This is a genomic window from Bacillota bacterium (assembly GCA_040754315.1).
Classification (GTDB): Bacteria; Bacillota; Sulfobacillia; order DUSP01; family JBFMCS01; genus JBFMCS01.
Genome location: JBFMCS010000023.1, coordinates 1 through 21,575 on the forward strand (window position 1 = coordinate 1; position 21,575 = coordinate 21,575).

General features: G+C 58.8%; 22 protein-coding genes and 1 riboswitch. Of the genes, 9 read left to right on the forward strand and 13 right to left on the reverse strand.

The features are described 5' to 3' along the window. Positions 1-171: 171 nt before the first annotated feature. A riboswitch (FMN riboswitch) is annotated at positions 172-310 on the forward strand. A gap of 84 nt (positions 311-394) precedes the next feature. The 9 genes from ribE to AB1576_04540 all read left to right on the forward strand — a co-directional run bounded on the left by ribE (position 395) and on the right by AB1576_04540 (position 8,503). Further along, the gene (gene ribE, locus AB1576_04500) at positions 395-877 is read left to right on the forward strand and encodes a 6,7-dimethyl-8-ribityllumazine synthase (protein MEW6081031.1); all 483 of its coding nucleotides are present in this window, start codon (positions 395-397) and stop codon (positions 875-877) included. Beyond that, complete coding sequence (gene ribD, locus AB1576_04505) at positions 874-2,028, forward strand: bifunctional diaminohydroxyphosphoribosylaminopyrimidine deaminase/5-amino-6-(5-phosphoribosylamino)uracil reductase RibD (GenBank protein ID MEW6081032.1); 1,155 nt, start codon at positions 874-876, stop codon at positions 2,026-2,028. The genes ribE and ribD overlap by 4 nt, the downstream gene beginning before the upstream one ends. After that, complete coding sequence (locus AB1576_04510) at positions 1,988-2,629, forward strand: riboflavin synthase (protein MEW6081033.1); 642 nt, start codon at positions 1,988-1,990, stop codon at positions 2,627-2,629. Before ribD ends, AB1576_04510 begins: the two co-directional genes overlap by 41 nt. Before the next feature lie 18 nt (positions 2,630-2,647). Then, complete coding sequence (locus tag AB1576_04515; protein ID MEW6081034.1) at positions 2,648-3,895, forward strand: bifunctional 3,4-dihydroxy-2-butanone-4-phosphate synthase/GTP cyclohydrolase II; 1,248 nt, start codon at positions 2,648-2,650, stop codon at positions 3,893-3,895. Between the two features lie 114 nt (positions 3,896-4,009). Next, complete coding sequence (locus AB1576_04520) at positions 4,010-5,119, forward strand: 2-oxoacid:acceptor oxidoreductase subunit alpha (protein ID MEW6081035.1); 1,110 nt, start codon at positions 4,010-4,012, stop codon at positions 5,117-5,119. Further along, positions 5,119-5,928, forward strand: coding sequence for a thiamine pyrophosphate-dependent enzyme (locus tag AB1576_04525; protein ID MEW6081036.1), 810 nt, complete (start codon positions 5,119-5,121; stop codon positions 5,926-5,928). The genes AB1576_04520 and AB1576_04525 overlap by 1 nt, the downstream gene beginning before the upstream one ends. 5 nt (positions 5,929-5,933) lie before the next feature. Next, on the forward strand, positions 5,934-6,473 hold the full coding sequence (locus tag AB1576_04530) for a 2-oxoacid:acceptor oxidoreductase family protein (GenBank protein MEW6081037.1): 540 nt from the start codon (positions 5,934-5,936) through the stop codon (positions 6,471-6,473). Further along, on the forward strand, positions 6,470-7,459 hold the full coding sequence (locus AB1576_04535; protein MEW6081038.1) for an ornithine cyclodeaminase family protein: 990 nt from the start codon (positions 6,470-6,472) through the stop codon (positions 7,457-7,459). Before AB1576_04530 ends, AB1576_04535 begins: the two co-directional genes overlap by 4 nt. Before the next feature lie 270 nt (positions 7,460-7,729). Continuing rightward, on the forward strand, positions 7,730-8,503 hold the full coding sequence (locus AB1576_04540) for a Uma2 family endonuclease (protein MEW6081039.1): 774 nt from the start codon (positions 7,730-7,732) through the stop codon (positions 8,501-8,503). Between the two features lie 343 nt (positions 8,504-8,846). Here AB1576_04540 and AB1576_04545 read toward each other — a convergent pair whose 3' ends face one another. From AB1576_04545 to AB1576_04605, 13 genes are all read right to left on the reverse strand, one after another. Beyond that, complete coding sequence (locus AB1576_04545; protein ID MEW6081040.1) at positions 8,847-9,665, reverse strand: carbon-nitrogen hydrolase family protein; 819 nt, start codon at positions 9,663-9,665, stop codon at positions 8,847-8,849. A gap of 45 nt (positions 9,666-9,710) precedes the next feature. Further along, the gene (locus AB1576_04550) at positions 9,711-10,670 is read right to left on the reverse strand and encodes a branched-chain amino acid ABC transporter permease (protein ID MEW6081041.1); all 960 of its coding nucleotides are present in this window, start codon (positions 10,668-10,670) and stop codon (positions 9,711-9,713) included. Then, the gene (locus tag AB1576_04555; protein MEW6081042.1) at positions 10,667-11,545 is read right to left on the reverse strand and encodes a branched-chain amino acid ABC transporter permease; all 879 of its coding nucleotides are present in this window, start codon (positions 11,543-11,545) and stop codon (positions 10,667-10,669) included. Before AB1576_04555 ends, AB1576_04550 begins: the two co-directional genes overlap by 4 nt. Positions 11,546-11,608: 63 nt before the next feature. Further along, the gene (locus AB1576_04560; protein MEW6081043.1) at positions 11,609-12,931 is read right to left on the reverse strand and encodes an ABC transporter substrate-binding protein; all 1,323 of its coding nucleotides are present in this window, start codon (positions 12,929-12,931) and stop codon (positions 11,609-11,611) included. Continuing rightward, a complete protein-coding gene (locus tag AB1576_04565) occupies positions 12,924-13,634 on the reverse strand; it encodes an ABC transporter ATP-binding protein (protein MEW6081044.1) in 711 nt (236 codons plus the stop codon). The genes AB1576_04560 and AB1576_04565 overlap by 8 nt, the downstream gene beginning before the upstream one ends. Then, the gene (locus AB1576_04570) at positions 13,628-14,338 is read right to left on the reverse strand and encodes an ABC transporter ATP-binding protein (protein ID MEW6081045.1); all 711 of its coding nucleotides are present in this window, start codon (positions 14,336-14,338) and stop codon (positions 13,628-13,630) included. Before AB1576_04570 ends, AB1576_04565 begins: the two co-directional genes overlap by 7 nt. A gap of 135 nt (positions 14,339-14,473) precedes the next feature. After that, the gene (locus AB1576_04575) at positions 14,474-15,694 is read right to left on the reverse strand and encodes a CoA transferase (GenBank protein ID MEW6081046.1); all 1,221 of its coding nucleotides are present in this window, start codon (positions 15,692-15,694) and stop codon (positions 14,474-14,476) included. 14 nt (positions 15,695-15,708) lie between these two features. After that, positions 15,709-17,052 (reverse strand): aspartate aminotransferase family protein, encoded by a 1,344-nt coding sequence (locus tag AB1576_04580; GenBank protein MEW6081047.1) that lies wholly within the window; start codon positions 17,050-17,052, stop codon positions 15,709-15,711. Positions 17,053-17,064: 12 nt separating this feature from the next. Next, on the reverse strand, positions 17,065-17,940 hold the full coding sequence (locus AB1576_04585; GenBank protein ID MEW6081048.1) for a MurR/RpiR family transcriptional regulator: 876 nt from the start codon (positions 17,938-17,940) through the stop codon (positions 17,065-17,067). A gap of 218 nt (positions 17,941-18,158) precedes the next feature. Further along, a complete protein-coding gene (locus AB1576_04590; GenBank protein MEW6081049.1) occupies positions 18,159-18,863 on the reverse strand; it encodes an ABC transporter ATP-binding protein in 705 nt (234 codons plus the stop codon). Then, positions 18,863-19,642: an ABC transporter ATP-binding protein gene (locus AB1576_04595; protein ID MEW6081050.1), complete on the reverse strand. Its 780-nt coding sequence runs from the start codon at positions 19,640-19,642 to the stop codon at positions 18,863-18,865. Before AB1576_04595 ends, AB1576_04590 begins: the two co-directional genes overlap by 1 nt. A gap of 1 nt (position 19,643) precedes the next feature. Then, positions 19,644-20,648, reverse strand: coding sequence for a branched-chain amino acid ABC transporter permease (locus AB1576_04600; protein MEW6081051.1), 1,005 nt, complete (start codon positions 20,646-20,648; stop codon positions 19,644-19,646). 12 nt (positions 20,649-20,660) lie between these two features. Continuing rightward, positions 20,661-21,518: a branched-chain amino acid ABC transporter permease gene (locus AB1576_04605; protein MEW6081052.1), complete on the reverse strand. Its 858-nt coding sequence runs from the start codon at positions 21,516-21,518 to the stop codon at positions 20,661-20,663. Positions 21,519-21,575: the final 57 nt, after the last annotated feature.

Here is a 21,575-nt window from a genome sequence, read left to right on the forward strand (position 1 = left end):
TGCGTCTTATCAGTCTGTCTAATTATACCATCAAAGCAAGCGTAGCGCAAGCAAAAAACCGCGATTTAACGCGGCTTTTCAAAGAGTTTCTTCGCAAAATCAAACTACTGTTCTGTTAAACTCGGGGACTTGATCCTTCATCTTACGTTCAATCCATGCTATAATACAGGTGACTTCCTTCGGGGCAAGGTGAGAAGGCACAAGAAGCGGCCTTCAACTCCTTACCGGCGGTCACAGCCCGCGAGCCCTACGGGGCAGATCCGGTGGAAACCCGGAGCCGACAGTAAAGTCTGGATGGGAGAAGGAGGGTCTGGCCAGGATATCTTGGTCAGGGTTGCCCCGGGGTGTCCCGGGGTTTTTTGATTACCCAGAGGAGAATGAGGGAGGAGATGTGATGTCCCGGAGTTTCGAGGGCCAGCTGGTGGGAACGGGCCTAAAGTTCGGCCTGGTAGTGGCGAGGTTTAACGAATTCATAACCACCCGTCTTCTGGACGGGGCAATGGATGCTCTGGTAAGGCATTCAGTAGATGCCAGCGATGTGGAAGTGGCCTGGGTTCCGGGGGCCCTGGAATTGCCCCTGGTGGCGCAGAAAATGGCCCTGAGCGGCCGGTATGATGCGGTAGTGTGTCTTGGCGCCGTCATCCGGGGGGCCACCCCACACTTCGACTACGTGGCTGCGGAGACTACCAAAGGCATTGCCCAGGTATCCTTGTCCACGGGGGTGCCCGTCATAATGGGTGTCATAACCGCCGACACGCTGGAGCAGGCTGTGGAACGAGCTGGCAGCAAGGCGGGGAACAAGGGATGGCAGGCGGCGATGTCGGCAATAGAGATGGCCAACCTGACTAGGGCGCTCTCGGAGGGACGGAAGGGTTGAGACCTGACGCTTTCTTCATGGACATGGCTTTGGACCTTGCCCAGATGGGAGTGGGATATACCAGCCCTAACCCAGTGGTAGGTGCGGTGGTGGTGAATGACGGCGAGGTCGTGGGCCGCGGCTTCCACAGGAGGGCCGGGGAACCCCACGCCGAGGTCATCGCCCTGGAGGAGGCAGGGGAGAGGGCGAAGGGGGCCACTCTTTATGTAACCCTGGAGCCCTGCTGTCACTGGGGCCGCACGGGGCCCTGCGCTGAACGGGTAGTATCCTCGGGGATCTCCCGGGTGGTGGTGGCCATGGTCGACCCCAACCCCAGGGTTGCAGGGGGGGGCATTGCCCTTCTCAGGCAAAGCGGTGTGGAGGTCTCGGTAGGCCTGGGAAAGGAAAGGGCGGCCTGGTTGAATGAGCCCTTCATCAAGTTCATACTCACTGGCCGCCCCCTGGTGGTCCTCAAGTGGGCCATGACACTGGACGGGCGGATAGCCTCGCGCCTGGGGGCATCGAAGTGGATTACCTCCATGCCTGCCCGGGAGGAAGTGCACCGGATGAGGACGCGTTACGATGCGGTTCTGGTTGGGCGGACCACCGTGGAGAGGGATGATCCGGAACTCACCGTCAGGCACTGTGAGGGACGCGACCCGCTCAGGGTCATCCTGGATAGTCACGGCAGGGTGCCCCCTGGGGCCCGGTGCCTGCCCGGCGCGGTGGTGGCTACTGCAGGAGCCCCGCCTGAGCGCGCCAGGGAACTGGAGCGCCGGGGGGCTGAGGTCCTGCGCCTCCCGCCGGAGGATGGGAGGGTGGCCTGGAACCCGCTCCTGGAGATCCTGGCTGGAAGGGGCATCACCAGTGTCCTGGTGGAGGGCGGTTCAGAGGTGGCAGCCTCAGCCCTGAAAGCCCAAGTAGTGGACAAGGTTGCGGCGTTCGTAGCCCCGAGGATCCTGGGAGGGGCGTCGGCCCTGGGCCCCGTGGGCGGGGAGGGTGCGACAGACCCCGGTGAGGCGACTCAGCTGGTTATAGCGGGGGTGGACGCCCTGGGGGGAGACCTGCTAATAGAGGCTTACGTGAAGAACTCTACGATCTATGGTTTCTACGAGGGAGAGGGGATCTCCGTTGTTCACAGGCATTGTGGAAGAGACGGGAAGGGTATCTGAGGCCCGGCAGTCACCGGGTGGCCGCCGGCTCTCCATCGAGTGCCGGAGGGTGCTCGAGGGAACTAAGGTTGGTGACAGCATCGCAGTGGACGGGACCTGCCTCACCGTGGTGTCCCTTTCTCCGGGCGCCTTCAGCGCGGACGTGATGCCGGAGACCCTGGGCAAGACCACCCTCAAGGTACTACGGCCAGGGGCCCTGGTGAACCTGGAGAGAGCGGTGGTGGTGGGAGGGAGACTGGGAGGCCACATGGTGACCGGGCACGTTGACGAGGCTGGGCACATCATGGAAAAGCGCCCTTCGGGGAACGCGGTGCTAGTGAGGGTAGGGATATCCCCTTCTGCCCTGCGTTACATCGTGCCTAGGGGTTCCGTTGCGGTTGACGGTATCAGCCTCACCGTTGTCGAGAGGCTGGACTCGGGTTTCACCGTCTCCATCATCCCTCACACGGCCGCCGGGACCACCCTGGGTTCCAAGAGGTCTGGGGATCCGGTGAACGTAGAGACTGACATCATCGGCAGGTACGTGGAATCCCTCATGGACAGGGGAGAAGGAAAGGGGCTTAGCCGGGAACTCCTGGCGAAGGCCGGTTTTCTCACATAGAGGATGGAGGTTGGGGTCATGGACTTCTGCAGCATAGAGGCGGCGCTGGAAGAGATCCGGCTTGGCAGGATGCTGGTGGTGGTGGATGACGAGGAAAGGGAGAACGAGGGCGACCTGGTCATGGCCGCGGAGAAGGTGACACCGGAGGCGGTGAACTTCATGGTGCGCTATGGCAGGGGCCTCGTGTGTGTACCCATGAAGGGGGAACGGCTTGACCAGCTGGGCCTTCCCCCCATGGTGGCCAACCCCGAGGATCCCATGCACACGGCGTTCACGGTGAGCGTGGATGCGGCCAGCGGCACCACCACAGGCATATCCGCTCATGACAGGGCCCGGACCATACAGGCGCTCATTGACGCGTCTGCCGGTCCCAGGGACTTCGTGAAGCCTGGCCACATATTCCCTCTCAGGGCCAAGGAAGGCGGGGTGCTCAGGCGCCCAGGCCACACCGAAGCCGCGGTGGACCTGTCCAGGATGGCAGGCCTCTACCCGGCTGGCGTCATCTGCGAGATCATGAATGAGGACGGCAGCATGGCAAGGCTGCCGGCGCTCCAGTCCTTCGCCCGGGACCACGGGCTCAAGATGATCACCATCGCTGAGCTCATACACTACCGCCGGCAGCGGGAGAAACTGGTGGAGCGAGTCGCCGAGACCTCCCTCACCACGGAGCACGGCGTGTTCACGGCAGCGGGCTACCGTGACCTCATAACCGGGGAGTGCCACCTGGCACTGGTGAGCGGGGAGATAAACGCCAAGGACCCGGTCCTGGTGAGGGTTCACTCAGAGTGCCTGACCGGGGACGTCTTCGGCTCCTGCCGATGCGACTGCGGTTCCCAGCTGAAGGCCGCCATGGAGATGATAGGGCGCGAGGGCGGGGTGATCCTCTACATGCGCCAGGAGGGACGGGGCATCGGGCTTGAGAACAAGCTCAAGGCCTACGCCCTGCAAGACGGCGGGAAGGACACTGTCGAGGCCAATGAGGCCCTAGGGTTCCCTGCTGACCTGAGGGACTATGGCACTGGGGCTCAGATCCTGGCGGACCTGGGAGTGCGGCGGTTGAGGCTCATCACCAACAACCCCAGGAAGTTCCAGGGCTTGGGAGGCTACGGCCTGGAGATCGTGGAGAGGGTTCCCATCGTAGTGCAGCCCAACGGTGTGAATGACCGGTACCTCAGGACGAAGCAAGAGAAGATGGGTCACCTGCTGGGCCTACAGGTGGGATGCGCAACGAGGCCCGATCCGGAGGGCACAGGGGATGCGCACTAGGGGGTATCCCCCGAAGGTGCAGGAATCCGGCCTGTTACCGTAGAAACCTAGTGCGGCTGAGGTATTCTCTCAAGAAGGGGGGGATGCCCGGCTGGGGAGGCCGGGCACCTGGGATTGGGGAAAATACGATTCATTCAGGGCAATGAAGCCATAGCGGAAGGGGCCCTGGCGGCTGGGGCCCGATTCTATGCGGGTTATCCCATAACACCTTCCTCTGAAATCGCCGAGATAGCCGCCCGGCGCATGCTGGAGGTAGGGGGGATCTACCTGCAGATGGAAGACGAGATCGCGAGCATGGCGGCGATTATCGGCGCTTCCTGCGCCGGCTCCAAGTCTTTCACGGCCACCAGTGGTCCGGGTTTCTCGCTCATGCAGGAGAACCTGGGGCTGGCAGTGATGGCAGAGGTGCCGTGTGTCGTGGTGGACGTGCAGCGTTCTGGGCCTAGCACTGGGCTGGCCACGAAGCCGGCTCAAGCCGACGTCATGCAGGCCAAGTGGGGAAGGCACGGTGACCAGGAGATTATAGCGCTGTCGCCCACTTCAGTACAGGAGTGTTTCGACCTTACGGTCAAGGCTTTCAACCTTTCTGAGCGCTTTCGAGTCCCTGTGATACTCCTGGCCGACGAGATCGTTGGCCACATGAGAGAGAATGTGGAAATCCCGGACGAAGTCGAGGTCTGGCCCAGGCGGCTCCCCACGGTGCCCCCTGAGGAGTACAGGCCCTTTAGGCCCGACGCAGATGGTGTGCCCCCGCTAGCCTTCTACGGAAGCGAGTATGTTTTCCACATCACCGGTTCCATGCATGATGAGACGGGCTACGCCAGCAATGACCCGAAGAACGCCCAGAGGAAGGTCCAGCGCCTGCATGACAAGATCCACAAGAACAGGGCCCATCTCACCTTCGTGCGGACCCGCATACCCCCAGAGGCCAAGGTTGTGCTGGTAGCCTATGGGGTTACCGCCAGGTCTGCCCGCGCCGCCATGGAAATGGCCGGGCCCGGAGTGGGCCTCCTGGAGCTGGTGACGCTGTGGCCCTTCCCGGACGAAGAGGTGCGGGAGGCCCTTGCCGGCGGCAAGGTGGCGGTTGTGCCGGAGATGAACCTGGGGCAGGTTGGAAGGGAGGTCTCCCGTGCCACCTCGGCCGAGGTGGTAGGGGTCAACAAGGCCAACGGTGAACCCATAACCCCGTACGAGATCCTGGACACGCTCAAGGGGGTGATGTGATGGCCACGGCGAGAGAGTACCTGGCAGACTGGATGATGCCCCACATGTGGTGTTCCGGGTGTGGCAACGGTATTGTCCTCGGAGCCTTATGCCGGGTCCTGGCGGAGCTCGGGCTTGGGCGAAACGAGGTTGTCATCACCACTGGCATAGGCTGCTGGGGGAAGGCGGACGACTACATGTCCACCAGTGCCTTCCACGGTACCCACGGCAGGGCGCTGCCTGCGGCCACTGGCATCAAGTGTGGGAACCCCAATCTCACGGTACTTGCCCTCATGGGTGACGGGGACGGGGCCACAATAGGTGGAAACCACCTGATCCACTCTGCCCGGAGGAACATAGACCTCACGGCAATTGTGGTGAACAACTACAACTATGGGATGACTGGCGGGCAGTACTCGGGGACAACGCCTGCGGGGAAGAGGACAACCACATCACCGGCGGGGAACCCTGAGAGGGAGTTCGACCTGTGCAGGGTGGTGGCTGCCGCTGGCGCTCCCTACGTAGCCAGGGCCACAGTCTACCACGTGACACTCATGGAGAGGCTCATCAAAGAAGCCATACAGAAGAAGGGTTTTGCCTTCGTTGAGGTTGCAAGTGGCTGCCCCACCCACTACGGCCGGCTCAACAAGATAGTGGGCCCGGTGAAGATGATGGAGTGGTTCAGGGATAGCGCGGTCAGGCTGGGCCAGGGGGAAGGCCCGCTCGTGATAGGCAAGTTAGTGGACGAGGACGTTCCCGATTTCCTAGAGAGATACGAGGCGCTGCGCGCCAACACTGCGGTCGATACCGAGCGGGATACGGGGAGGTGAGACCTGTGGGCAAGGCTTGGCAGGTTGTTCTGGCTGGGGCTGGCGGCCAGGGACTGGTGCTCGGTGGGGTACTCCTGGGGGAGGCGGCTTCGCTCCACGCTGGGAAGAACGCACTGCAGACCCAGTCTTACGGCATAGCCTCCAGGGGTGGTTTTTCCTGCTCGGAGGTGGTCATATCTGACCAGGAGATAGTGTACCCGGGGGTGCTGGAACCAGATGTGGCCCTGGTGTTGACCGGGGAGGCGCTGGAGATGTACAAGGACGCTGGAGGAGAGGACACTATCCTCATAGTGGACGAAGCTGTGGAGAATCCCGGTCTTGTGGGGATGAGGTTCCCCCTGGAGAAGACGGCGAGGCAACTGGGCAGCCAGGCGGTTCAGAACCTGGTGGGGCTGGGGGTAATCCTGGGCCTGACTGGGATGATCCCGCCTGAGGCCATGTCCGGCGCCATCAAGGAACGGTTCCAGGGAAGGCCAGGCCTGGAGCTCAACATTAAGGCCTTTGAGACCGGACTTGCACTGGCAAGGGAGGGGAAGAAGTCTTGACAGAGTTGCTTTTTCTCTCTCGCGGCGAGGTTATGGAGAGTGTGACCATGGCGGAGGCCGTGGATTCCTGCGAGGAGGCCTACAAGGCCCTGAGCGCGGGTAGGGCCGTAGCCCCGGTGCGGGTCCCCGTAGAGGTGAAGAAGCATAACGGGGTTACCCTGTTCATGCCCTGTCACCTGCCGGGTGTTGATTCCACAGGGGTAAAGGTTGTCTCCGTGTATCCTGGCAATGTAAAGAGGGGATTGCCTACCATAGCAGGCCTAATGGTGATGGTGGATGCGACTACGGGGACCCCTGTCGCGGTCATGGAGGCGGGATACCTCACGGCATTGAGGACCGGGGCTGCCTCTGGGGCTGCCAGCAGGCAGCTGTCAAGACCCGATGCCCGGGTGGCAGCTATTCTGGGAGCGGGTGCGCAGGGCAGGACCCAGCTGGAGGCTACGGCCGCTGTGAGGCCCATAGAAGAGGCGAGGATCTACGATGTTTTCGAGGAGAGCGCCAGGGCCTTTGCTGCGGAAATGGCTCCCAGGCTCGGTATCGATATTAGTGTGACCCAGGACCCGGGGGAGTGCGTCGACGGGGCTGACATCGTGTGTTGTGCCACCACCTCCTGGACTCCGGTCTTCCCTGGGGATCGCCTGAAGCCTGGGGCCCACGTGAACGGGATTGGCTCCTTCACCCCCCAGATGCAAGAGGTGGGTGAGGATACCCTCTTAAGGTGCAGCCTCGTTGTGGTGGATTCCATGGAGGCCGCAATGGAAGAGGCGGGGGACCTCCTCATACCCATAGGCAGGGGGAGCTTCCGCAAGGAAGACATCCACGGTGAGATAGGCCAGATCATGCTGGGCAAGAAGCATGGGCGGCAGGACCCGGAAGAGATCACCTTCTTCAAGGCTGTGGGCGTATCAGTCCTGGATGTGGCGGTGGGACATCTCATCTACGAGAAGGCTATTGACAGGGGACTGGGTACGCGGGTCCGCCTGTAGTGACTCAGGGGACAACGAAGGCCCGCCGGTGCGGTTGCTGGCGGGCCGCTGGATTCCACGGGCTACCTGCAGTCTACTCTTTTCGTCCCACATGGGTGTCCCCTTAAACCAGGAGCGGGACGGCATCTACGAGATCCCCAGGCGAAGGCCCAGGCTCAACTCCACCAGGCAACCTAGACATGGGCAATCCCACCCGTTGCCCCTTCTCTGACTTGCGAATACTTGACACTACCTGCGTTGAGCTGTACAGTGTGAGTCAGGGGTGGTTCCATGGAGAGGTTACTTACAGCTCAGGAGTTGGCCAAGATGCTGAGCCTGTCGGTGGATACTATCTGGAGGTATACGAGGCAAAGGAAGATACCCGCTGTGGAACTAGGGGAGAGACAGTACCGGTACAAGAAGGATGCAGTGCTGGCCGCCCTGGCGGCGCGTGGCCTGACTGCCAGGGAAGGGCGCCCTCAATACTCCGGGGAGGGCTGTTTAACCTACGAGGACTACTTGCAGATCCCGGAGGAACCCGGCTACCGGTTTGAGGTTCTGGAGGGGTTTCTGGTCAAAGAGCCTTCTCCTTCGGTGCATCACCAGCGGGTATTGCGCGAGCTGGGATACCAGCTGAGGGACTTCTTCCGGGGTCATGATCCCGAGGGTGAGGTCTTTTTGGCCCCTCTGGATAACACCCTGACGTCCAGCAATGTACTCCAACCGGACATCCTGTATGTGTCTGGCCCAAGGAGGGGAATTCTCCGTGAGGAACGGATTGACGGTCCCTGTGACCTGGTGGTAGAGATCATGTCGCCCTCCAATCGAAGGAAGGATCGGGTGCTAAAGATGGAAATCTACCGGAAGGCGGGGGTTCCTCACTACTGGCTGGTCGACCCTGAAGATGATACGCTGGAGGCCTTTGAGTTAAGAGATGGGTGCTACGCGCGGTTGTTTGCAGGTGGCCCGGGTGATAGGTTTGCTCACCCAGGTTTTCCAGGGCTGGATCTGGACCTGGATAGGGTGTTTCACCGGCCCGAACTTGCTTTACCGGAAGATGAATAGAGTCGGGCCTAGTTTGGCTTTTGGGCTCGGCCAGGCCCCAATACCATCCAAGTTGATTGTCCTGTTAGCCGCCTTGATGTTACTGGACAGTAGGCTCAGCGACGAGGTTGCCTTGAGCGAAAACCTCGTAGACCTACCAATGCCTCAGATATGCCTGCGCGGGGCAGTTGATTTATCCCGAGCCTTTGAAGACTCTATGAACCTAATTCTCCAGGCACGCGAATTCCGAGAACCCACGTTAGCGTGCGAATGCGCACTTGATGCCGCCGTCACCTGAACGCCTGATGCGGGGCTCCGGGTCGGGTTCCCCAGCGCATACTAGCCCCTTGCACTGGCGCCTTGGCTAACTTTGGTCCATTACCAGGGCCTCATACAGTTCCGGTCTTCTGTCCCTGAAGAGGTAGAGTTCGTACTCTCCTGGGCGGTTAATGAGGTTCTTCTGTCTTGCTTTGCTGGGGTCGATCTCCACCATGAGGACTTCGGGGTCCGTTCCGGCCTTTGCCAGTACTTCACCAGTTGGGGATATCATCTGGCTGAGTCCGAGAAACCTGACTCCCTTTTCCTCACCCGCCCTATCGCTGGAAGCCACGTATACCCTGCTCTCCAGAGCCCGGGTTCTCCCTATGAAGTCTGCGTTTGCGTCTGCTCCTTGCGGCCAGTTGGTTATGTTGCAGACCAAGTCTGCACCCCTTAAAGCCAGTGACCTGGATACTTCTGGAAATCTCAGCTCGTAACAGATGAGGACTCCAAACCTGCCCACCCCTATGTCAACAACGGGTCCCGGGGCATTCCCCTTGGCGCAGAACCGATCCACGCCAAGAACCGGAAGGTGAGCCTTATGGTACTTCGTCAGATATCCGGTTGGGCCCAGTACTACAGCGGTGTTCAGGAGGGTTTGGTTGTGCCTTTCCAAGATACCTACTACGACATGAGCCTCCCCACATGCCCTGCACATTTCGTCTGTGGCGGGGCCCGGGACCTCTACGGCGATTTCCATGGCTTCTGCACGGCTATCAAAGCAGTATCCTTGGAGGGCACACTCAGGGAACACGATGAGGTCAGCTCCCTCACCTGATGCCTGGCTAATGATCTCAAGGATCTCGGCAAGGTTCTGTTCTGTTCGACCTATCTTGGGATCTGTCTGGGCAAGAGCTACCAGCATGTGAATCCCTCCATCATATATGGGCGTATGCGTCCGGCATTCTAATCAGCTGACCCTGGAGCCGGTGGCTCGCAGCTTCACAAAGACACCCAAGTCTCTTGCTTTACGGCTGAGCATGGGGGCAATTCCCTCTGGCACGAACCGGACCACGAGAAGCATTATGAGCCCCAGAAGAACCAAGTGCATTTGCCCAAACTCCCTTAGGTACTCGGCGAGGAACTGAAGCCCCACCGCACCGGCTACTGGTCCGAAAAAGGTTCCCATTCCTCCGCTGACCGCCATGGCAATTATCAGCGCCATCTGGGCTATTGTAGCGGATTCTGGACTCACTATCATTGTATAGTGGGCGAGAAAGGCTCCGGCTACACCTGCGAAGAGACTGGTTATTACAAACGCTACCTGCCTGTATTTGACCACGTTGATACCTATCGAAGTGGATGCCACCTGGTCGTCTTTGATGGCCCGGAAGACTAGCCCAATCGGGGATGCCAGGACCCTGTCAAGCACAAGTAGCGTGAGTAAGGCCAAGGCCAGTGCTGCATAGAAGTAAGGCACCTTGGAAAGGGTGCTACCAAAGAGGGGGATACTGCTTAGGCCCAAGGAACCGCGAGTTATTTTATATTCTATGTTGATGGTGATTCTGAAGATCTGTGCGAATGCTATTGTCGTTAGTGCATGGTAGATACCTTTCGTCTTAATGCAGACAATGCCGAGTAAGAACCCCAGTGCACATGTGGCTACTGCCGCAATGCTAATGCCCAGGGCTGGGGGCACAGCCATCTTCAAGGCCAGCAAGGTTGACACATACCCGGCGAAAGTGCTGAATGCGGCCTGTGCGAAGGACATCTGACCCGCATACCCAGTGAGTACATTCCAGCTGCTAGCCATGATAACGTAGTAGAAGGCCATGATGGCCACATGCAGGGTGTACTCCCTCGCCACCAGAGGGAGCAATGAGACGATGGCCACTGTAGGGATTAGATACTTCCAGTGAAGGTGCCTCATAGGGTCTCGCCCCCAAACAGCCCGGTGGGTTTCACAAGGAGCACTAGCACGAGAACTAGGAACCCATATGCGTCACGATAGCTGGGAGACAACAACAGTACGCCCAAGTTCTCAAATACTCCCAGCATCAGAGCACCAAGCAGAGCTCCTTTGATGGACCCCATACCCCCGAGGACCAGGATGACGAAGGACTTGCCGGAGGGCAGTTCTCCCATCATTGGGGCCACAACGAAGATGGGGCCGAGCAAGGCGCCCGAGGCGCCAGCCAGGAGCCCCCCAATTCCAAACCCCAGGGTGCTTATGCGGGAAACGTTGACTCCCATGGCGGCGGCCACCTCCCGATCCTGAGATGTGGCCCTGAGGGTGATTCCTACCACAGTACGCCTGATTACTTGCAGGAGCGCTATCAGCATGGTGAGGGCCAGGACAGCGGCCAGCAGGCGGCCAGCGCTGACGCTTAAGGGACCGATCTTGACGAAGCCTTGCGCCAAGGCAGGCGCGGCCACCTGGTAAGGACCGAACACCCTAACCGCCAGGTTAATTAGGAAAAAGGACAATGCGAAAGTAATCAGCAGGTCGTAGTCTCCCACGGCCTTTCCAGAATAGAAGGGGGTGATGAGGAGTCTCTCAGTCGCCACTCCCAGGATGAAGGCGAAGGTCATGGCGAAGACCGCCGACAGGTAAGGGCTTAGTCCTAGCACGGTGCCGCAGAAATAGGAAATGTAGGCTGCCCACATGTAGAACTCACCGTGAGCGAAGTTAACAATCCTGAGCACCCCCAGGATGAGTGCGAGCCCTATGGCCATCAAGGCATAGATGCTGCCCATCATTAGGCCGTTTACCAGGTAGGAGAGTACCATTTGCGATTGGCCCATTTCACGTCCTCCTCCTGCTTGTGCCGACGGGGGGATGTAGCAACATCCCCCCTCAAACACATCCTACTCGGGCGACTGCATATTCGCAGTGGCTACATCAGCAGGGTAGACAATTACGGCATCTTCTACTGCCTGATTGACCTCTGTGTACTGCAGGAAGAGCATAGGAGAGTCCGCATTATGGTACCACACACCCAATCCCTTATCGGTGGGAAACTCCATGATGCCTCGCACGCCGGTTACAGATATGACTTCCAGAGCTTCGATGATCTTCTGGGGATCAGTGCTCTCAGCAGCCTTGATAGCTTCGGCTATTACCAGGATGGAATCATAACCTGCTAGTGCCACATATGTGGGAGTTCGGTTGAACCTCGCTTCGTACTTTCTCACGAAAGGTTCAGTGAGATCTGTGAACTTGGCCTTAGCATGGTAGGGTGACTGGAATACCACATACCTCCCGGCCTCTCCTACGTTTGGCCAGAATTCCGGGAATGTCGCGTCCATCCCAGCCATGAACATGGCGGTTTTGCTTGTAGGCGACAGACCAATTTCGTAGGCTTGTTTTACAAGGAGGAAAGAGCCAGCCCCTGTTACGAAATGAACAAATAGGTCCGGGCCGAATTCCTGCAACTGTATCAGTTGGGGCACGAAGTCAAGACTAGTCCTATCCACGATCATCACCTTGTGCTCTAAGCCAAGGGCCCTCAGTTCGCTTTCTATCAGATCCATGCTGCCGATGCCGAAGTCCGTGTCTTCTACAATAGCGGCAACCCGCTGGAACCCATTTGCCTCCACGAACTCGCGAACCTTCTCGCTAAATGCTTTGTTGTTTGGCGCTATCCTAAACACCTCACGGTAGCCCCTGAGGGTCAGCTCATCGGACCACGCCTCGGATATCACAAAAGGTATACCATATCTATGGGCGACCTCCATCTCTGCCTTTGCCGCAGAACTGTGGGCCTCACCGGTCACGATGATTACCTGGTCTTTCGTAATTAGTTTCTCCATGACGGACACGCCCTTCTCGGGTGTGCCCTGTGAGTCCTCGAACACCAGCTGCAGCTTCTTGCCCAGGATTCCACCCTGTTCATTAATCTCGTCAATGGCGATTTCCATGGCATTTTTTAGTTCTGCACCTGCAGCTACGCTGCCGGGGGGAGAAAGGGGACCTACTGCCCCAATCTTGATGACCTCATCCTGAGAGGGTGGGGGGGTGGCGGACCCGGAGCCACAACCGCTGATGGCCAACACCAGTGATACTACCGCTAACAGGGCCAGCGTTCTCCTACCTTTCATGAACTTAACCTCCCTCTCGTTGTTCAGTGTTCTAACACCCGTGTTCTGACATCTTCCATTACCAGGGACGTGTGTGTTGAGTTCAGACACCCCCTCCAAGGTAAGCCATCTCTATCTCCCCATGTCCAATCAGTTGGGAGGCAGTATCCGACAGTACCACTTCTCCGGACTCCAAAACGTACGCTCTACTTGCGATTTCCAATGCTCGGTTGGCATTCTGCTCAACAAGAAGAATGGTGGTCCCGCGGGCGTTAATCTCGGATATGATTGAAAACACTTCGTCGACGATGGAGGGCGCCAATCCCATTGATGGTTCGTCCATTATTAGCAGGGTTGGATCAGACATGAGAGCACGGCCGATAGCGAGCATTTGTTGCTCACCACCTGAAAGAGACCCGGCCATCTGGTTATGCCTCTGTGCTATTCGAGGAAACCGCAGGAATACTGACTCCATCTTCCGCTTTCGCTCCATGGATCTCCCAAGGGTGTACCCTCCCATGATCAGGTTCTCCGTGACGCTGAGTTCGGGGAACACACGCCGCCCCTCGAACACCATGGATATGCCACTCCGAACGATTTCCGCCGTGGGTCTGTTGTCAATACGCCTACCCATAAATTCGATAGCCCCGGAACGGATGCATACGAGACCTAGTATTGTCTTTAGTGTGGTAGACTTGCCAGCCCCATTAGGCCCCAGTAGGGCTACTATCTCACCCTCCTTAACTTCCAGCGTGATGCCCTTTAGCACTAAAGACTCATCGTAACCCGCGACAACTTCTTTCAGCGCTAGCATTTGCGGCCCCCCAGGTAAGCTTGAATTACGGTCTCGGAGTTCTTGACTTCCTCCGGTGTACCCTCAGCAATTACGGCCCCAAAATCCACCACGGTTATATGCTGGGAGACACTCATGACAACCCTCATATTATGCTCCACCAGTACTATGGTGGAGCCCCTGGCACGGATCCTGTCGATGGTAGCAATCATGTCCTTGGCCTCCTGCGGGTTCATACCGCAGGTGGGTTCATCCAGGAGTAGCACAGAAGGTTTGACGGCTAGGGCGCGAGCGATCTCTAGCCTTCTCTGGTCACCATAGGAAAGGTTCTTGGCCATAATTCTCCGCCTATCGTTCAACTGCAGGAGTCCGAGTATATCCGAAATGGTAGCATCTGCTTCCGTGTCCCGCCCGTCGTCGCGACCGCTCGCAAGAGCCATTCGCCACAGGGAGAGACCTTGCTTGGTCTTGTACGCGACAAACACGTTTTCCCAGACTGTTAGGTTCTTGAAGAGTCTCAATGTCTGGAACGTTCTCCCTATTCCACTAGAAGCAATGACGTTGGGTGGCTTACCCACAAGTTCTTGACCTCTCAACCGGATAGAGCCGCTATGGGGCCGCAATTGGCCAGAGATAAGGTTGAATATGGTGGTCTTCCCAGCGCCGTTAGGGCCAATTATCGAATGAATAATTCCCTCTCTAATTTGACAACTAAAGGATTTCACGGCATGAACCCCGCCAAAGCTCTTGCTAAGGTTTGTGACCTCAAGAATTGTGTCCAAGACTCCTCACCTCCGGCACAGAGCTGGCTAATCCCAACTGACGGTATGCACAAGGTCTTAAGTCGCCTTGAAGACGGGCTACCCGATAATCCCATCCTGCCTCAAGTGATCTAGCCGGGTACCCTGGTATCCCAGGATTTGGGTTAGGACTTCATCTGTATGCTCTCCCAGCGCAGGGATACCTTTTGCGGCAATTTCTGTGCTATCGGACAACCTGATGGGGGTTCGTACTAGCTTCTTGCCAGCCAGGGGGCCTGAGTGAATCGGACTAAGCATGTTTCTGGCAGCAACCTGTGGGCACTTGAATACCTCTTCGGCCGTGTGGACGGGTCCGCCTGGAACTCCGGCACTGTTAAGGATGTTTGCTGCTTCAAGAGAATCTTTGTCCTCGAGCCAATTCTCGATGGCGGGGCGTATGAGGTCTTCCGAGTGAGCAGCCCTGGAGCGGCCATCAGCGCACCTAGGGTCCCCTATAAGATCTTCTCTACCCATGCATGCGGCGAGTCTCTCCCACATGTAGTCTGAGGGAATGTTGATGGCTACATAGCCATCCCGGCTACGATATGCCCCTCTGGGCCCAAACAGCCTTTCATTTCCCCTGATTGGGACCTGCCCGGTGAAGGAGTAGATGGTCATTACTCGCTCGTTCAGGGCCACCATGGCGTCGAGCATGGAGATGTCTACCATCTGACCCTCACCGGTCCTGTCCCTGTCCAGCAGTGCTATGAGGATCCCCTGGACCGCCGCCTGGCCTGCTATTAGGTCTGCCAGGCCGTAGAGGGCGGAGACGGGCGGGCGGTCCTCGAACCCGATCATGTGCATGACACCGCTCATGGCCTCGGACACGATGTCGAAGGCGGGCCAGTCCGAGTAGGGGCCTCGATACCCGTCCAACTGGCCGAACCCACTAATAGCGCAGAACACCAGCCGGGGATTCTCCATCTTGAGGGGGCTGTAGCCAAGGCCCAGTTTGTCCATGACACCGGGACGGAAGTTCTCCACCACCACATCGCTGGCCCGTGCCAGGGCCTTGAAGATGTCCTTACCCTCTTCCTTGCTGAGGTCCAGGGCAACGCTCTTCTTGTTGCGGTTGTACTCGGCGAACCCCCAGGAGTGCTTCTCCCCATCCACCTCGAGAAAGGGTCCCATGGTACGCCGGGGGTCACCGCTGCCCGGCCTCTCCACTTTGATAACCCGTGCGCCAGCATCCGCCAGGAGCATGGTGCAGTAGGGCCCAGCGATGTACTGCTCGTTTGCCAGCACTGTGATATGCTCCAGGGGCCCTCTCAAACCACTCACCAAGTCTCACCCTCTCAGAAGGACTTCAAGTGGACGCTCTCCTTGAGGGTTTCCTCCAGGATCCCCACCATGATGTCCATTTCGCCCTTCTCGATGACCAGTGGCGGGCCTATGAGGAAGTGATCCCCATCGCAGCCGTTGGCGGTCCCCCCTCCGGGGTAGATCACCAGGCCCTTGGACAGCGCCAGCCGGGTAATCCTCTCGGCCACACCCAGGCGGGCCTCAAAGGGTTCCTTCGTGGCCCTGTCCTTAACTAGCTCAATGCCCATCAGAAGCCCTTTGCCCCGAATGTCACCCACTATGGGTATGTCCCTAAGAGGCTCTATGGCCTGCCACAGGTAGTCCCCGGCCTCCCGGGCACGCTCTACAATGTTCCTCTCTTCCATGTAGCGAAGTATCCGGTCACCTACGGCACAGCTCAGCGGGTTACCCCCGTAGGTGTAACCGTGGGCGAATTTGCCGGTTCCCTCCTCAAAGGCTTGGTAGAGACGGCTCGAGGCGATGACGGCACCCAGAGGTGCGTACCCTGCGCTGATCCCTTTTGCAGTTACGATGATGTCGGGGAGTGCCTGCCAGTGCTCGATAGCGAAGTTGGTCCCGGTACGGCCCATGCCGCACATGACCTCATCGGCGATGAACACTACATCATAACGCCTGCATGTCTCCTGGATTATCTCGTAGTACCCCGGGGGAGGCGTGATGCCGCCTCCAGCGGCCCCGCCCACGGGCTCCGCGATGAAGGCAGCCACGTTGTCAGGGCCCTCCGCCCTGATGGCATCCCCCAGCTCGTGGGCACAACGCAGGGAGCACTCAGAATACTCATCCCCATAGGGGCACCGGTAGCAGTAGGGGGCTGATATGTGGGTTGCCGCAGGGCTAAGCAGCGGGGTGAACTTGGATTTCCTGCCAGGGTGGCCGGTCATGGAGAGGGCGCCTATGGTAGATCCGTGGTAGCTGAGTCTCCTGGAGATCACCTTGTACTTACAGGTATGCCCGTCCCTCTCGAGAAAGTACTGCCTAGCCATCTTCAGCGCTGACTCAGTGGCTTCCGAACCTCCTGAGACGATCCAAACCTTGTCCAGATCCCCCGGCGCCATGCTGGCAAGGCGCCTGGAGAGGTCGATAGCAGGGCGTGTGGTGAACCTGGACTGATGGGCGAAGCACACCCTCTCGCATTGCTCGTGGATGGCTTCGATAATCTCCCGCACGCCGTGTCCAAGGTTCGTCACCAGCGCGCCTGAGCACCCGTCGAGGTAACGATGGCCGTCCTCATCGTACAAGTAGACGCCCTCCGCTCTGGCGATTACGGGGTACGGTCTCTTCAGGTCCCTCTGGAACACATGGGCCTTTGACTCCACCGTGGTCACCTCCTATATATCGCGCTGGGCAGGTCGCTCGTAGATCCCATGTTCCTCCCACACCCGTTCAAGGTCGCGAAGGGCCTTGGTGACTTCGTCCCTCTTTCGCACCCCTACAGATGCCACCAGTGCGTTTATTAGGCTCAGCGGGGCAACGAAGGAATCAACAAAGGAAGCCATACTTGTCTTGGCCGTGAGCAGGATGTCGGCCTTCGTGGCCAAGGGGGAGAGCACGCCATCGGTTATGGCTATGATCTTAGACCCGTTCTTGCGCGCAAGGTCCACGAAACTCACGGTTTGCCGGGTGTACCTGGGGAAGCTGATCCCGATGACAACATCCTCGGGCCCCGAATCCGCTATGGGCTCCAGCGATGAGAAGCCGCAGTTCCCCATTATGGTCACGTTCTTTAACACCCAGCTCAGGCAGAAGCCCAGGAAGTAGGCGAGGGAGGAGGCACTCCGGAAACCCACAACATATATACGCCGGGCTGAACATAGGGCAGCCACGGCATCATCGAAGGTATCTGCGGAGATGTTCTTGATGGTGAGGGCGATGTTCTCCATGTCCGTATGCATCACCCTCTGGAAGAGAGGGCCTTCCTGGGGGGATGAGTTGGCGTCATCAACGGAGCCTGCCAGGCGTTGGACTGTGCTAATCTTGTTCACCAGCATTTCCTGGAGGTTCCGTTGGAGTTCGGGGTAGCCCGAGTAGCCAAGAGCTGTGGCAAACCGGACCACCGTGGACTCGGATACGCCCACCTTTCGCCCTAGAGCAGCGGCGGTGAGAAAGGCAGCTGTTTCCCTGTCCTGGAGGATCCAGGAGGCGATGAGTTTCTGGCCGTCGCTGAGTTCCGGCATCTGCCTGATAATCCTATCCTCAAGCTCCATCTAGATGCCCCCTTGATGCAAGAGTTCCGGCATATAGTGCAGTCTTATGCAAGAATTGCTTTAGCATTCTACATTCTAATTCAGAATCCTCTTTCCAATTAGGATTCTGCTCCCTGTTGAAGGCAGGGGAAAAGACTGGGTACGGGAGGTGGCAGGACTTCGGGGAAGATAGAAAAGGCAGCGGACCATTGCCCGCTGCCTCTGCGCCGGGGGAGGTACTACGCCCCGAGATAAGCCTTCTTCACCAGTTCGTTCCTAGCCAGGGATTGGGCCTCTCCCTCCAGGACAAGCCTCCCTGTCTCCAGGACGTATGCCCTGTTGGCTACTCCCAGGGCCATGTGGGCGTTCTGCTCCACGAGGAGAATGGTCACGCCCTCCCTGTTGATGCTCTCGATGATGGAGAATATCTCCCTTACCAGAAGGGGTGCCAGTCCCATGGAGGGCTCATCCATCACCAGGAGCCTGGGTTTGGCCATGAGGCCCCTGGCGATGGCCAGCATCTGCTGCTCACCGCCAGAGAGGGTTCCCCCGATCTGGCCCAACCGCTCCTTCAGGCGGGGGAAGTGGTGGAACACCACTTCCAGGTCTTGCTGGATGCCGCCCTTGTCCTTTCGGGCATAGGCGCCCATCTCCAGGTTCTCCATGACCGTGAGGTTCGCGAAGATCCTGCGTCCCTCGGGTACATGGGACAGCCCGCGTTCCACGATCTTGTGGGCGGGCACAGGCAGCAGTGACTCCCCCCGGAATCGCACATCCCCCGAGGCTGGGCGCAGGATGCCTGATACCGCCCTTAGGGTGGTGCTCTTGCCAGCCCCGTTCGCACCGATGATGGCTACCACCTCGCCCTGCTCTACCTTGATCGAAATACCGTCGAGGGCGTGGATGCCGCCGTAATAGACGTGCAGATCCTTGATCTCCAGCATCAGTGCGCCTCCTCTCCGAGGTAGGCCTCGATAACCTTGGGGTTGCTCTTGATCTCGTCAGGTGACCCCTCGGCGATGGTGACCCCGTAGTCCAGGACAAGGATACGTTTGCACACTCCCATGATGACTTCCATGTGGTGCTCAATGAGGATGATGGTTAGATCGAACCTCTCCTTGAGCCACACGATGAGCTTCATCAGGTCCTTGATCTCCTGGGGGTTCATGCCAGCCGCCGGCTCATCCAGGAGAAGCACCTTGGGCTGGGTTGCCAGGGCCCTGGCGATTTCCAGGCGCCGCTGCTCTCCATAGGGCAGGTTCTTGGAGATACTGGCCTGCCTGCCTTTCAGGTCGAAGATCTCCAGGAAGTCCAGGGACTTCTGGTGGATCTCCTCTTCCTCCCTGTGGTACGCGGGGAGTCTCATGATGGCGTGGGCTACACTGTACTTGACATTGAAGTGATAGGCGATCTTGACGTTCTCCACCACGCTGAGTTCCTTGAAGAGCCTGATGTTCTGGAACGTCCTGGCGATGCCCATCTGCGTTATCTCGTCAGGTCGCCTGCCCACCAGGGAGAGTGCCCGGCCGTCCGGCCTGAACTCCATGGAGCCCTCGGTAGGCCTGTACTCGCCGGTGATCATGTTGAACACCGTAGTCTTGCCGGCGCCGTTGGGGCCGATGATCCCCACCAGCTCGCCACGCTCCAGCTGGAGGTTGAAGTCGGACACGGCCCTGAGTCCTCCGAAGTTGATGGAAAGTCCCTGTATGTCCAGAAGAGCCATGCTACTTCACCCCCTCCTGTTTCCCGGCATCGGCGGAGGGCTTCCCCAAGAGCCCAGCCAGGCGGTCGAAGCTGACCTCGAAGCCGCCCATAAGGCCCTGAGGCCTCGTCAGCATCACGACGATCAGGAGGAGACCGTACACCAGCATCCTCCACTCCTGGATGAACCGGAGCGCTTCCGTGAGCCCCGTGATCAGGGTTGCGGCCACTATGGCCCCGGTTATGCTCCCATAGCCGCCCACCACGATCATGATAAGGTAGTCCACGGACTTCATGATGCCGAACATCTTCGGGTGAGCCAGCTGGAGGGTGTGTACTAGGAGACCGCCGGCGACCCCGGCGAAGAAGGAGCCTATCACGAACACGGTCACCTTGTAGCGAGTTACGTTTATACCCATGGCCCGGGCGGCGATTTCATCCTCCCTTATGGACTTGCAGGCCCGGCCGTGGCTGGATGTGACGAAGTTGATGATGATGAGCACGGTGGCCACGGCAAAGAGGTAGGTCCAGAAGAAGCTGGAGTAGGGGGGAATGCCCGTGAAGCCGCGGGGCCCGCCCACCTTGTCGATGTTGTTCATTACAACCCGGATTATCTCCCCAAATCCCAGGGTCGCAATGGCGAGGTAGTCACCGCCAAGGCGAAGGGTAGGCGTTCCGACCACGAAGCCCATCGCCATGGCGCAGATCCCGCCCATGATGATCGAGGGGATGAAGGGGAAGCCCAGGAACACCGTGAGGGAGCCCGAGGTGTAGGCGCCTATTGCCAGGAAGCCTGCGTGCCCGATGGAAAACAGGCCGGTAAACCCATTTATAAGGTTCAGGCTCACGGCGCCGATGACGTTGATGGCTGCTATGGATAGGATCTGCATGTAGTAGGGGTTGTGTCCCGCCACAGCAATTACCAGGAAGTAGAGGGCTGAAAGGGCAGCCGCAGTACCTATGACACGAACGGGGCCGGGGATGACATGGGGGCGGGTTGCCGTTTCCGTCTTGACTGATCTGGCCATTTCTCTCCCCCCCTACACCTTCTCGCTGAGCTGGCGTCCCAGGAGGCCTTGAGGCCTCAGGAGCAGCACAACGATGAGTATGGCGAAGGCTACCGCATCCCTCCACTTGGAGCTGTAGAGGTAGACAACCATGATCTCCGCCATTCCCATGACAAGCCCACCCAGCATTGCGCCGGGGATGTTGCCTATGCCTCCGAGCACAGCTGCAATGAACGCCTTCATACCTGGCAGGAGTCCCATGACCGGATCGATGCGGGGGTAAGCTATTCCCACCAGCACACCCGCGGCTGCCGCCAGGGTGGAGCCCAGCACGAAGGTGACGGATATCACGTAGTCCAAGTCTATCCCCATGAGCCTCGCGGCGTCCTTGTCATAAGACACCGCCCTCATGGCCTTGCCTACCTTGGTCCGCCTCACGATGAACTGGAGCACCATCATGAGGGTGAACGCCACGCCAACCACCAGGATGGTTATGTTGTTAATGATGACGCCGCCGACATTGTAGGTATGAGGGGTCATGATCTGGGGAAAGGGTCGGTAGTCGGCTCCGATGAACTGCCTTACGAAGTTCTGCAGAAAAATCGAAACCCCCAGGGCTGTGCTGAGGGCTGCTAGCCGGGGAGCGAAACGTAGGGGCCGGTAGGCAAATCGCTCGATTATGAGGGCAAGGACCGGGGTGAGCAGCATAGGTATCACCAGTGTGGGTAAGAAGAAGGGGCCCAGGTAGCCCGCGACAAAATACCCGATATACGCGCCTGCCATGTAGATCTCGCCGTGAGCGAAATTGATCAGACGGACGATGCCGTACACCATGGTATACCCGAGGGCGATAAGGGCGTATATTGATCCCAGCTGAATGCCGTTCACCATCTGCTGGAAGAACAAGTTGTCATCCTCCCTTACCAGGCGGGGACATGGACAGCGGGG